This is a genomic window from Streptomyces inhibens, from assembly GCF_003389455.1.
GTDB classification, from domain to species: domain Bacteria; phylum Actinomycetota; class Actinomycetes; order Streptomycetales; family Streptomycetaceae; genus Streptomyces; species Streptomyces inhibens.
Genome location: NZ_QUAC01000138.1, coordinates 1 through 12,521, shown reverse-complemented (window position 1 = coordinate 12,521; position 12,521 = coordinate 1). Strand labels below are relative to the sequence as shown.

The window sequence follows — 12,521 nt, the reverse complement described above, 5'->3', positions numbered from 1 at the left end:
CGGCGGGCGACCTCGGAGCCGGGCCCCCGGCCCGCGCAGCCGGGCCCCCGGCCCGCGCAGCCGGGCTCCCGGGCCGCCGCCGACGGTGTCAGGCCCCGCGCGGCACCACGGTCTTGAGGACGGACGGCAGCGGATACCAGTCGGCGGTCGCGAAACTGGCGTGCGCGGCGGCGAGTTGGTTGACCCGGGCCAGCGCCTCCGTCTCGGTCGGGTGGGTGGCGTCGATCGCCGGGGGAACGTTGTGTGCGTCGGTCATGATGAGGAGGTAGTGGCGGGTGTCGTACCAGGCGGTGTCGATACTGCCGTTCAGATACGTTGCCGCGTCACCGTCGAAGACCACGAACCAGGGGCGCAGCGCCGGGTCGGTGTAGCGGTCGCGGGGGTCGCCGGGGGCCGCGCCGTGCACCGCGGGGAAGGCCGTCGACTGTGCCAGCTTCCCTTGTGCGGCAAGGTTCTTGAGGTGGGTGGCGTACTCGACGTCGGTCCACAGCTTGTCGAACGGGTTGCTCTCCTCGACGGTGCCGGGTATCAGCTCGATCAGGAACTTCCCGGCCAGATCGGCGCGCGAGGGCCAGCCGCCGGCCCGCACCGCCTCGTCGGGTGTGGCGTGTCCCGCGGTGAGGTCGCCGGGGCCGTAGACGGCGTCGCCCAGCTTCTGCCGCACCAGCGCGTCGAACTCGGCGGGGCCGCGGCCGCCCTTGGCGTTGAAGCCGTCCTTCATCTCGACCTTGAACAGGATGGGCCGGTGGCCGGGGTGGGCGTCGTGCCAGGCCTTCATATCGGCGAGGCAGCCGGCGAAGTCCTGGTTACGGTCCTTGGTGCGCAGCTCCGACGCGTTCGCGGCGCCCTCGCAGTTGTTGCTGTTCCCCAGCGGGTTGCTGTGTGAGACCCGCCAGGACCTGCCCAGGCCGTTGGACCAGAGGTCGAGTTCGAGCAGCGCGGCGCCGGAGTCCAGCGCGTCCGCGAAGTAGCGGTACTTCTCCTTGTCGTAGGCGTTGTGGACGCCCACGGACGTACTGGTGCCGTATGTCATGGCGGCCGGTTCGGCGCCCGCCGGACCGGTCACCGCGATCACCGCCGCCGCCGCGACGGCGACCGTCCCCACACACCGCTTCCCGTTCATGTTCCCCGCTTCCCCTAGGTCCTCGGCCGCCGGGCCAGATGCCCGAACGCCCGCTCGTCCGGTCGGTCACCCGGTCGATCGGGCAGCAGCGTACGGGAGTTGGGTGCGAGGGAAACCATAAGGTCGATGGAACATAGAGAAACAAAGTAAACAGACCACGACGTTGGCCGATCAGGGGAGGACATATGACCGACAAGGACACCCTCGACAAGACATCGCGTACCGGACTGCGGCTGGCGGCGACCGTGCTCACGGGGACGGTGGCGCTCTATATCGCGCTCGTCGCCTTCGGCAATATCACCGACTTCGACACCAATCGGGAATTCGTCCGCCATGTCCTGGCCATGGACACCACGTTCAAGGACCAGGACCTGATGTGGCGGGCCATCACCTCACACTCGTTGCAGGACGCCGCCTATCTGGTGATCATCGCCTGGGAGACGGCGGCCGCGGCGATACTGGTCATGGCCACCGCACTGTGGACCATCGGCCTGCGCCGCGGCGACGTCACCCCTGCCCGGCGGATGAGCACCGCAGGGCTGCTGATGATCCTGCTGCTGTTCGGAGCGGGCTTCCTCGCGATAGGCGGCGAATGGTTCGCCATGTGGCAGTCCAAGACGTGGAACGGGCTGGACGCGGCGACCCGTAACGTCACGGTCGCCGGAATCGCGCTGCTGGTCGTCCATCTGCCGGGGAGGGACACAGAGCGGGCCGGCCGGCAATAGCGCGTGCAACGTCACCACTCGATCCGGTAGCCCGTCAGCCAGTTGTCGGCGCCCGCGCTGCCGCGCTCGGCCCGGTCCTGGGAGGACGGGCGGCCGGTGGTGCCCGACGCGGTGAGCTTGGCCATGCCGGCACTGGCCGCGACGACCTTCTCCACCCGTTCCCTGCGCAGCTCCTCGTACGCGGCGAAGGCGCTGTGCGGGTCGGGCCCGTCGCGCAGGCACTTGGCCAGGACGATGCTGTCCTCGATGGCCATGGACGCGCCCTGGGCGGCGTTGGGCGCGGCGGCGTGTGCGGCGTCGCCGAGGACGACCATGGTGTCGGTGTGCCAGGTCGGCGTGGTGGCGATGTCGTAGGCGTTGGAGGCGATGACGCGGTCGCCGGTGGCGCGGACGATGGCCGCGGCCGGGGTGTCGTCGTCCGCGAAGAGTTCGGCGACCCGCTCGCGCCAGGCGCCGGGGGTGACGGCCGGCGGCCGGGAGCGGTCCAGCTCGGTGCCGGGGACGTTGGCGAACCACCAGACCTCGCCGTCGGGCGCGAGGGTGCAGCCGAAGAACGCCCGCTTGCCGAAGATCATGGTGTAGGTGTCCGGCGCGAGCGGGGTGCCGGCGTCGCGGGTGTAGCCGCAGACGGTGTTCTGGCCGGTGTAGCGCGGGCGCGGCGCGGCCGGGTCGATAAGGGTACGGGTGACCGAGTGCAGGCCGTCCGCGCCGATGAGGAGGTCGCCCTCGGCGCGGCTGCCGTCGGCGAATGTCGCCACCACCCGCTTGCCGCCTGCACCGTGCACGGTCTCCGCGCCGACCAGCCGCTTCCCGTGCCGTACGGCTATCCCGCGGCGCGCCGCCTCGGTGTGCAGCACCTGGTAGAGCGTGGCCCGCCGCAGGGTGCGCGGGCCGAGGTCGGTGCCCTGTTCGGTGCCGGCGATGGGCCGCTCCCCCAGCCGTTCGCCGCCGTTGCCGAAGAACTCCACCCGCTGTGCGGGGAAGGAGTGGGCGACGACGGGGCCGTGTGCGTCGATCACCCGGAGCGCTTCGAGGCCGTTGGCGAAGACGACGAGAAAGGCGCCGACATCGTCCGCGCCGGTCGGGTACGCCTCGAAGATCTCCGCGTCGATGCCCGCCTTCTGGAGGGCCATCGCGCTCACCGCCCCCGCTATGCCGCCTCCAATGATCAGGGCTTTGGTCATGTCGTGAATCCCCCCGGGTCGGGTCCGCCGGCCGGATCGCGGCCGACGAGCCGTGCGGCCCCGGTGGCCGCACCACCCCACCTTGGCCCCGGCGGGCCGGAAGATCCAGCCCGCCGGGGAAAGGACCGGCCGGGCTCAGCCCGCCGCGTACACATCCTCGATGTAGCGGCCGGAGGCGGTCAGTTCGCGCAGCCAGGCCTCGGACTCCTGCGGTGAGGCGCCGGTGTGCGCGCCGTGCACCTCGCGGAACGCCGCCCGCACGCCGGGCGCCATCCGGCTGCCGTCGCCGCAGACGTAGACCCGCGCCCCGGCCTGGAGCAGCTCCCACACCTCGGCCGCCTCGGCGGCGATGCGGTGCTGGACGAAGCGGTGGCCGTGCTCGGGACGCGCGCTGAAGACGGGGCGCACCAAGAGGGCTCCGGCGGCCTCGGCGGCGGCGAACTCCGCGGCGTGCAGGAAGTCGGCGGTGGGATCGTCGCAGCCGAAGTAGAGCAGGGCGGGCGCGGTCCGGCCCGCCGCGACGCGGTCGGCGACGGCGCCGCGGAAGGGCGCGAGGCCGGTGCCGGCCGCGACCAGGATGACCGGGGTGTCGTCGGCCGGGTCGAGGCGGAAGGCCTCACGGCAGGGCTGGACACGGGCCAGGACGGTGTCGCCGGGCCGCAGGGTGTGCAGATGGGTCGAGCCGGTGCCGCCGGGCAGCAGCGAGACCATCAGATCGGCGTGCCGGGGGTCGGTGGCGGGCGAGGAGGACAGGGAGTAGTGCCGGGTGCGCAGCGGCGGCAGCAGCTCCAGGACCGTCGGCCAGGGCAGTGCGCCGCGCAGCGCCGGATGGGCCTCCAGCAGCTCGATCAGGGTGCGCGGGTCGTCCTCGGCGAGGGCTTCCAGGGCGTGGCGCTCGGGCGGGCAGGGGTTGTGCGCGGCGAGCACGGCGACCTGCCCGGGTGTCGGCCGTACGCCCAACTCCAGGTGATGGCTAAGGAGTTGACGAACAGTCAGCGGCCGGTCGATGGGCAGGGTGTCGCGACCGGGACGGCGGCCGGAGTGCAGTGCGAGGACGGTGTCCAGGTCGACGCCGAGGGCCTGGGCCGCCCGCTCGACCGCGGCCGGGGCGTTGGCCGGCAGCACCGCGAGATGGTCGGCGGTGCGGTAGCCGATACCGTCCGGCAGCGCGATCCGCAGGAACCGCTTGGGCCGCGGCCAGTCCTGCGCGGTGAGGTCATAGGCCTCGGTGACGGTCATCGGGGTGAGGCCGTGCCGGGCGGCGAGCGCATCGAGCGGGCCGCCGGTGATCTCGGTGACGGTGTACCCGGTGTCCTCGGCCTCCGGTGCGCTGGCGCCGATGCTCTCCGGGTCGCCGTAGCGCGTCAGCAGCTGGGTGCGCAGCTCCGCGGTGAACTCCTTGACGGTGCCGCTCAGATCGCCGGAGGCGTCGGCCTCGGCGCGCGGCAGCAGCCGCTGTGCGCCGAGCGCGTCGAGCCGGTCGTCGATGAGGGTCGGTATGTGCTGGTAGGTGGCGGCCCAGTTGCGGTCGCCGACACCGAGGACCGCGAACGGTACCTGTGCGGCGGCGCCGTCCTGCGCGGTGTTCAGCCAGCGGACGAAGGCGGCAGCGTCGTCGGTGGGCTGGCCGTTGTACGAGGCGGCGACGATGACCACGGGCCGGTCGGCGGGCAGTGCGCCGGCATACGCGTCGAGCGGCGCCACATCGGCGGCGAAGCCCAGGCCGGTGGCCTCGTCGGCGAGCCGCTCGGCGAACTCTCGGCAGGTGCCGTAGTTGCTGCCGTGCAACAGCAGCAGACCAGTGCCCTGAGGGACACGGGTCGGCAGCCCGTCGTCGGTCGCGATGTCGTCCTCGGTGCCGGCCGCGCTGCCGGGGAGTACGGCCAGCGCGGCACGGACCGCGGCCCGGTCGGCGGGCGTACGGGCGGCCAGGGTGAGCGTGAACCCGTCGGGCTTGAGGGTCAGCGTCTCCTTGATGCGCAGCCGGTAGTCGTCGTGGTCGATCAGGCGGTAGCGGTGCGCGAGAAGGGCGAGCAGCATGGTCGCCTCATGCAGCGCGAACTGCCGCCCGATGCAGGCGCGTTCACCGGTCCCGAACGGCTTGTACGCATGCGGCGAGCGGGCCGCCTCGGCCTCCGGGCTGAAGCGGGAGGGGTCGAACAGCTCGGGGTTGTCGCCCCAGGCCGGGTCGCGGTGCAGCATCGGGGTGAGCACCGTGACCAGCTCGCCGGCCTTGACCGGGTAGCGGCCGCCGATCACGGTGTCCTCGCGGGCCTGGCGGGTGAAGGCGGCGGCGGTCGGCCACAGCCGCAGCGCCTCGTTGAGGACCTGCCGGGTGAACGGCAGCCGGCCGATGTCCTCGAACGACGGGTCGGGGTCGGCCTGGTCGCCCCACAGTTCGTCGGCCTCGCGCTGGACCATGCGCAGCGCGACCGGGTCCTTGAGGAGGTAGTACAGGGCGAAGGAGAGCGCGCCCGAGGTGGTCTCGTGCCCGGCGATCAGGAAGGTGATGACCTGGTTGCGGATGTTGGCGAGGTCGAGGGTGGGGCCGGCGGCAGCCGCGGCGTCCCCCTGCTCCCTGGCGCCGAGCATCAGGCCCAGCAGATCGTCGTCGCCGCTCTCGCCGCTCGCCGTCCTGGCGGCGATGACCTCGTCGACGACGGAGGCGAGATGGTCCGCGTCGGCCCGGAACGCCGCGTCCTCGGCCGAGTGGTCGGCGTGCGGGTCACGGGCGAACTTCTTCCCGCTCCATTGCAGGCAGCGCACCATCGCCTCGACGAACGGGTGCGGGGTGTCGCCGCGGGAGAACGACTCGAAGTCGAAGCCGAAGCCGGCGAGTCCGATGGTGTCCAGCGTCATCCGGGTCATGTCGTCGGCGATGTGGAGGGACGTGCCGTCCACCACCCGCCGGTCCCAACTGGCCATCACCCGGCGGGCGACCTTGAGCATCGCCGGGTGGTACGTACGCATCGAGCCGAGGGCGAAGGCCGGCATCAGGACCTCGTGTGCCTTGGCCCAGTTCGGCTCGTCGTTGTAGGCGGTGAACAGACCGTCACCGGCAAACTCTCTGACGTTCTCCAGGACGACGGAAACGCCCTTGGCGAAGCGGCTTTCGTCGGCGACCTCGGTGACCAGGTCGAGCGAGGAGAGGAACAGCGTCTCGCGGTCGCCGAGCCTGCGCTTGTAGGCCGGGCCGTGGATCCGGGCGAGATCCATGGCCTGCTGCATGGGCGTGCTGGTGAGCCCGGCCGCCGTGATGTCGGCAACCGGAATGCCGTCATCGGCGGCGCGTTCGTCACTGTGGAGCGCGATGGTGTCGGTCATGTCTCCAGCGTGAGGGGCCCGGTGGGCAGCTCACGCACGGGCAACTGCATGATTGTGCAGTGGTTTTTCGCTGCCGGCTCTTGCGCGCGGACCGAAGAAGGGGCAATGGACAAGGGGACTGCCGATGACGCGTCGTATACGGACGCGCCGACGACACACGAGCCGCCCTGTGCGAGCGGACATGTCGACCCGGCCGGGCCGTACGCGGGCGGCCCGTGGCGCAACTACTTTCTGATCCTGCTGGACCGTACCCCCACACCGATCGCGGTGTGCCGGGCCGACGGTGAGGTGCTGATCGCCAATCCGGCGATGGCCGCACAGTGGGGCGTTGCCCCCGGGCAGCTGCGCGGCCGCAATCTGCTGGATCTGTTCAAGCCCCGGGCGAAGGAGCAGCTTCGGCGGATCGCCGAGGCGGTGCGGCTGGGGCACCGGTCGCGCTACCCGGTCGAGGTGCACTGGCGCGCCGGGTCCGACGGGGCCGAGCGGGAAGGGGAACTGACGGTGGATCCGGTGGGCGACCCCTCGGTGCAGCCGCCCGCTCTGCTGGCGCTGCTGCGGGTCCGCGAGACCGCCCCGCCGCCGCCCGCGCCGCGCGGCTCGGCGAGCCCGGTGGAGGCCCGGATCCTGGCACTGGCCGCCGGTGGCGCGACCACGGCGTCGATCGGTACGGCGCTGGGGCTCACCGTCGACGGGGTGAACTACCACCTCACCCGGCTGGCCCGCCGCTGGCGGGTGCAGGGCCGTACCGCGCTGGTCGCCAGGGCATATGTGCTGGGCGTGCTGGCGCCCGACAGCTGGCCGCCGGCCCCCGCCTGACGGCGCCGCGCGGCGGGCCCGCCGCGGGTCGGCAACGGATCCGCACCGGGTCCGCACCGGGTCAGCGGCGCGCGCCGGCGTGGCCCGGAGGTCCGGCAGCACGCATGTGCGGATAACCTCCGTGGTGTGGAGGAGAACGCAGCCGCGCAGTTCGAGCGCGGAACGGACGGCCCGAAGGTCATCGTCGTCGGCATCGACGGCTCCGACTCGTCCTGGCGCGCCGCCGCGTATGCGGCCGGTCTGGCCAGGCGGCAGGCCTCGAAGCTGGTCCTGGTCTATGTCCAGCCGGTGCTGCCGGCCGGGGCGACGATGGGCGCCCCCGTCATGGACGCCACGAACGAGGTCGCCGAGGAGCTGATGGCCGAGATCCGCAAGGCGACCGACCGGCTGCAGGGGATATACAACGTGCGCTGGGAGTTCCACACCCTGCGCGGCGACCCGTACAACGGCATGGTGCAAATGGCCGACGAGCTGAAGGCCGACGCGGTGGTGGTCGGCGCCTCGGAGTCGGCCGGGCACCGCATCATGGGCTCGGTCGCGGTACGCCTGGTCAAGGCCGGGCGGTGGCCGGTCACGGTCGTCCCCTAGAACGCCCCCGCCGGGTCACTCCGCTGGTGGGGTGCGCAGCCCTGAGGCACGGTGGGAGGTGGACGGGCGGAGCGCCGCCCCGGCCGAGGGAGACCACCGTGACCGACCGCACGTATCGCGTGACCGAGATCGTCGGTACGTCCCAGCAGAGCGTGGACGCCGCGATCAGGAATGGCATCAAGCGTGCCTCGCAGACCCTGCGCAACCTGGACTGGTTCGAGATCACCCAGGTCCGCGGGCACATCGTCGACGGCGAAATCGACCACTACCAGGTCGGTCTGAAGGTCGGGTTCCGGCTGGAGGACGCCGATTGACACCCGATTGAACCCCTCCCGTGTACGTCTCCCGGCGAGTCCCGGCGCTACTAGGGAGTCGCCTTCCTTAGTTGCGCCCAAGGGTCCATGATGATCCGCCGTCGGACCACGACCGAGCGTACGGAGGGATGACGCATGGGGCTGCGCGCGGGACAGGGCGTATTGCGCCGCAAACCGATCGAACACATTGAAGAGGCGGAAGGCACCGCAAGCCAGCAGCTCACCAGGGTGCTCGGGCTGTGGCAGCTGACGGCCATCGGCGTCGGCGGCATCATCGGCGCGGGCATCTTCACGCTGGCCGGCGCCGTCGCGAACGGGAAGGCCGGGCCCGCGGTCCTGGTCTCCTTCCTCATCGCCGGCATCGCGAGCGCCGCGGCCGCCTTCTCGTACGCCGAATTCGCCGGGCTGATCCCGAAGGCGGGCTCGGCCTACACCTACGGCTATGCGGTCCTCGGTGAGGTGGCGGGCTGGTTCATCGGCTGGGATCTGCTGCTGGAGTACACCGCGATCGTGGCGGTGGTCGCGATCGGCATCTCCGGCTATTTCGGCTTTCTGCTCGGCGAGATGGGCCTCGATCTGCCCGCCTGGATGCTGGGTGCGCCGGGGACCGGCCCGGGACACCGGGTGGACCTCTTCGCCGCGGTGCTGTGCCTGCTGATCGCCTATCTGCTGACGCTGGGCATCAAGAACGCCGCGCGCTTCGAGACGATCGTGGTGGCCCTGAAGGTCCTGGTGGTCATCGTCGTGATCGCGGTCGGCTTCTTCCACATCAAGAGCGCGAACTACACGCCGTTCTTCCCGTTCGGGGTGAGCGGCGCGTTCACCGGCGCGGCCACCGTCTTCTTCGCGGTGTTCGGCTATGACGCGATGAGTACCGCGGCCGAGGAGTCCAAGGACGCCCAGCGCCATATGCCGAAAGCGATCATGTATTCGCTGGCGATCTCGATGGTGCTCTACGTCCTGGCCTGCCTGGTGCTGACGGGTATGCAGAACTACAAGGACATCGACCCGGAGAGCGGCTTCTCGTCGGCGTTCAAGTCGGTGGGGCTGAGCGGGCTCGCGGATGTCATCGCGGTCGGCGCGATCATCGGCATCCTGACCGTCATGTTCACCTTCATGCTCGGGGTGACCCGGGTGTGGTTCTCGATGAGCCGGGACGGGCTGCTGCCGAAGTGGTTCGCCAGGACCAGCCCCAAGCACCATGTACCGACCCGGGTGACCTGGATCGTCGGCGTCGCGTCCGCGGTCATCGCGGGTTTTCTGCCGATCGGCGAGGCCGCCGAGCTGACGAACATCGGCATCCTGCTGGCGTTCGTGGTGGTCTGCGTCGCGGTGATCGTGCTCCGCTACAAGCGCCCCGAACTGCCGCGGACCTTCCGTACGCCGGGGATGCCGGTGGTGCCGGCGATCGGGGTGTGCTTCTCGATCTGGCTGATCACTTTCCTGGAATGGCAGACCTGGGTGCGGTTCGTGGTCTGGTTCCTGATCGGCATGGTCATCTACTTCTCGTACTCTTACCGCCACTCGAACCTGGCGCAGGCGGACGGCGAGACCTCCGACAGGGAGAACGGCCGCAAGCAGCCGTGAGCGGGGCCCGCTGACCGGGCGCGGCGAGGTGCGGGGACCGACGGGCGCGGGCCGGTCGGTCCCCGCTTTTGTCCGTCAGAAGACGAACGGTCCCGGGGACTGCGCCGAGGTGGCGTTGCAGGTGGCCGTGATCCCCAGCACCACGACCTTCAGGGACGTGGCCTCCAGGCTGTCGCCCGCGGCGACCGTGCCGCTGAGCGGACCGGTGGAGACCTGGCTGCCGGCCGGGATCGCCGGGTTGGCGCTGCCGGTGAACTCCGTCGTACCGGAGCCGTTCTTGGTGAGCGTCAGGGTGGACGTGACCGAGTTCGCTCCGATGTCTATGGGCGAGGTGATCGCCGATGTGGACAGGCTGATGGTGGCGGAGGTGCCGTCCTGGGTCGCGGTGAGCGTTGCCGTACCGGAGCCGTAGGAACCGCAGTCGAACGAGAGGGTGGCCGTGTCGGGTGTGGGTGCCACCGCGGTCGCGGCCGGCGCCATCGCGAGCGTGCCCGCGGCGGCGATGGCGACGCCGAGCGCCGTTCCGATGCCGAGTTTGCCTTGTCCGACGTGTCGCATGGGGGTACCGCCTTCGTGAGGGGGGTGCAGGCCCGTGACACCGGCCGTCGAGGGGTACGTGAGGGAACGACAGGCAGCACGCGGGGCCCGCGGTCGGACCCCGTGCCGACCACCGCCGGGATCTGATGGATGGTCAGCAACCTGAATCGCAGACCATTGAGGCACGGGCCCCTGAAGAGAGCAAGAGAGAACAAGGCAGACACCTCATGATTTTTGACGTGTCAGCGCCACATGCGGGCCCCTTAGGTTTTTCCCCGCCGCCCACCCCCCTTCGGGGGGTGGGCGGGTGTAGCGGGCGGGTTCAGAGGACGCGTGTAGTGGGCGGGGGGAGCGGCGGGGCAAGTAGGCGGGTTCAGCGGACGCGTGTAGTGGACGGGGGGAGCGGCGGGGCAAGTAGGCGCGTGAAGTAGGCGCGTGAAGCGGGCGCGTGAAGTAGGCGCGTGAAGTAGGCGGGTCAAGTGGGCGCGTGCATCGAGCGCGTGAAATAGGCGGGCGGAGCGGGCGAGTCAAGTAGGCGGGTTCAGCGGGCGCGTGGAGTAGGCGCGTGGAGTAGGCGGGTCCAGGGGACTCACCCGCCCGTCTGCGCCGCCACCAGGACCTCGCCGGCCGCCGTCCGGTAGTAGAGCACGGACCGCCCGGTCCGTCGGCGGCCGATCAGCCGGGCATCGAGCAGGACCTTGAGGTGGCGGCCCACCGACCCCAGGCCCTGGCCGGTCAGCGCCACCAGCTGCGTGGTGCTCTTGGGACTGCCGAGCAGGACCAGCACGCACGCCCGCGCGGGTCCCAGCAAGGCGCCCAGCGCCCCCGGCACCGGCGCCCGGCCCGCCTCCGCCAGCGCGCCCGAGCACGGATACACCACGGCGGAGCGGCGCTCGCCCGGCCTCCGGCCGGCAACACCCCCGCAGCGGGGCGGGTGAACGTCCCACGAGAGCCACGTCTGGTGCGGGGTGACGGGGACGAAGAGCAGCTGCGCGCCCGCTCCGGACAGCTCGCGCGGCGGATGGTCGTACGTGGTGATCTGCAGCCGGTTCGCGCCCAGCCAGCGCATCCCGGGGCGCATATCGGCGAGGGCCGCGGCCCAGCCGCCCCGGCTCAACTGGGCGGTGCGCGCGAGGACATCGGCCTCGATGATCCGCCGGCGCTGCGGCCAGTAGGGCAGCACCGCTGCCCGCCATACCCACTCCAGGAGGTCGGCGGTGCGCCCCGGCAGGTCGTCGGCGCGCCGCAGCGGGCCGGGGAGCGGGCGGCCGCCCAGGGATACCGTCAGGTCGGCGCGGGCGGTGGCGGGCGGCGTCTCGCGCAGACGGGCCAACTCCTGGTCGAGGGACGGGGTTTCAGCGGCCTCCGACGCCTGCCCGTCGCCGGTCGGCGTGGGGGTGAGGAAGGTGGCGTTCCAGCGGTGTCCCAGGGCGGCCCGGACGAGGAGCGCGGTGAGCGGGTCGCCTGCCAGCCGCTCCCGGTAGGCGGGCAGATGGGTGTCGAGCCAGGCACGCTCGCCCGGGTGCGCGGCCGTTCCCCGTTGGAGGGTCTTGAGGCCGGCGATGGCCTCGGCGAGAGGAGAGATCACGAAGCGGCTTCCGGCGAGGGTGTCCGCGCTGATCTCCCACCAGCCCATGTCCCCCGCCCGCCTCCGTACCCAGCGCTCACCTTTGTTTCGCCGACCCGCGAAACAGTAACTCCCGGGCGGAGCGGCCACCGAGACTCCGGGCTCATGCGCACCTACCGACAGCTCTTCCGTACACCGGAGTTCACCCCGTTCTTCCTGACCTCCTCCTTCCAGGTGGCGGCCCAGACGGTGAGCGGGCCGGCCCTGGGCACACAGATCTACGCGGCGACCGGCTCGCCGCTGCTCTCCGCCCTCGCCATGTTCGGCCCGTCGCTCGCCCAGGTGATCGGCGCGGCGACGCTGCTGTCGGCGGCCGACCGGCTGCCGCCGCGCGCCGCGCTGACCGGCCTGGCGCTGGTACTCGGCCTGGGCACCGCCGTCCAGGCCGTCCCGGGGCTGCCCGTTTGGGCGGCGTTCGCCGTCCTTCTGGGCCTGGGGACGGCGGGCTCGCTGGGCGGCGGGGTGCGCTACGGGCTGCTCGACGAGATCCTCGCGCGCGAGGGGTATCTGCTCGGCCGCTCGGTGCTCAACATGTCGGGCGGGGTCATGCAGATCGGCGGGTTCGCGGTGGGCGGTGTCCTGGTGAGCACCCTGTCGGCGCGCGGCACCCTGCTCGCGGGCGCCGCGCTCCACTGCGCCGCCGCGGCCGTCGCCCGGTACGGCCTCGGCCGCCGGCCCTCGCGCGCGACCGGGCGG

11 protein-coding genes are annotated in these 12,521 nt (G+C 71.7%); 6 read left to right on the top strand and 5 right to left on the bottom strand.

The window, feature by feature from the left end; genetic code table 11:
• Nucleotides 1-88: 88 nt before the first annotated feature.
• Complete coding sequence (locus tag DY245_RS17930; RefSeq protein ID WP_128508273.1) at nt 89-1,123, bottom strand: phosphatidylinositol-specific phospholipase C domain-containing protein; 1,035 nt, start codon at nt 1,121-1,123, stop codon at nt 89-91.
• A gap of 185 nt (nt 1,124-1,308) precedes the next feature.
• Between DY245_RS17930 and DY245_RS17925 the strand changes: the two genes are divergently transcribed.
• Complete coding sequence (locus DY245_RS17925) at nt 1,309-1,848, top strand: DUF2165 domain-containing protein (RefSeq protein WP_128508272.1); 540 nt, start codon at nt 1,309-1,311, stop codon at nt 1,846-1,848.
• Nucleotides 1,849-1,859: 11 nt separating this feature from the next.
• On the opposite strand, the gene DY245_RS17920 is transcribed toward DY245_RS17925, so the two are convergent.
• Together DY245_RS17920 and DY245_RS17915 are read right to left on the bottom strand one after the other, a co-directional pair.
• Nucleotides 1,860-3,032, bottom strand: a complete 1,173-nt coding sequence (locus DY245_RS17920; RefSeq protein ID WP_128508271.1) for an FAD-dependent monooxygenase — start codon at nt 3,030-3,032, stop codon at nt 1,860-1,862.
• Nucleotides 3,033-3,167: 135 nt separating this feature from the next.
• Nucleotides 3,168-6,356 (bottom strand): bifunctional cytochrome P450/NADPH--P450 reductase, encoded by a 3,189-nt coding sequence (locus DY245_RS17915; protein WP_128508270.1) that lies wholly within the window; start codon nt 6,354-6,356, stop codon nt 3,168-3,170.
• A gap of 105 nt (nt 6,357-6,461) precedes the next feature.
• Here DY245_RS17915 and DY245_RS17910 point away from each other — a divergent pair, with 105 nt between their 5' ends.
• The 4 genes from DY245_RS17910 (at nt 6,462) to DY245_RS17895 (ending at nt 9,661) form a co-directional block, all read left to right on the top strand.
• Complete coding sequence (locus DY245_RS17910) at nt 6,462-7,172, top strand: PAS domain-containing protein (protein ID WP_128508269.1); 711 nt, start codon at nt 6,462-6,464, stop codon at nt 7,170-7,172.
• 126 nt (nt 7,173-7,298) lie between these two features.
• A complete protein-coding gene (locus tag DY245_RS17905) occupies nt 7,299-7,760 on the top strand; it encodes a universal stress protein (RefSeq protein ID WP_128508268.1) in 462 nt (153 codons plus the stop codon).
• 98 nt (nt 7,761-7,858) lie between these two features.
• The gene (locus DY245_RS17900; protein WP_128508267.1) at nt 7,859-8,074 is read left to right on the top strand and encodes a dodecin; all 216 of its coding nucleotides are present in this window, start codon (nt 7,859-7,861) and stop codon (nt 8,072-8,074) included.
• A 135-nt stretch (nt 8,075-8,209) separates the two neighbouring features.
• Complete coding sequence (locus DY245_RS17895; RefSeq protein WP_128508266.1) at nt 8,210-9,661, top strand: amino acid permease; 1,452 nt, start codon at nt 8,210-8,212, stop codon at nt 9,659-9,661.
• A gap of 75 nt (nt 9,662-9,736) precedes the next feature.
• On the opposite strand, the gene DY245_RS17890 is transcribed toward DY245_RS17895, so the two are convergent.
• On the bottom strand, nt 9,737-10,219 hold the full coding sequence (locus DY245_RS17890) for a hypothetical protein (protein ID WP_128508265.1): 483 nt from the start codon (nt 10,217-10,219) through the stop codon (nt 9,737-9,739).
• Between the two features lie 568 nt (nt 10,220-10,787).
• Entirely contained in the window at nt 10,788-11,834 is a 1,047-nt protein-coding gene (locus tag DY245_RS17885) for an ArsR/SmtB family transcription factor (RefSeq protein WP_128508264.1), read from the bottom strand.
• Between the two features lie 96 nt (nt 11,835-11,930).
• Here DY245_RS17885 and DY245_RS17880 point away from each other — a divergent pair.
• Nucleotides 11,931-12,521 (top strand): MFS transporter (locus DY245_RS17880; protein ID WP_147318348.1); only part of this gene is annotated, 591 nt, incomplete at its 3' end.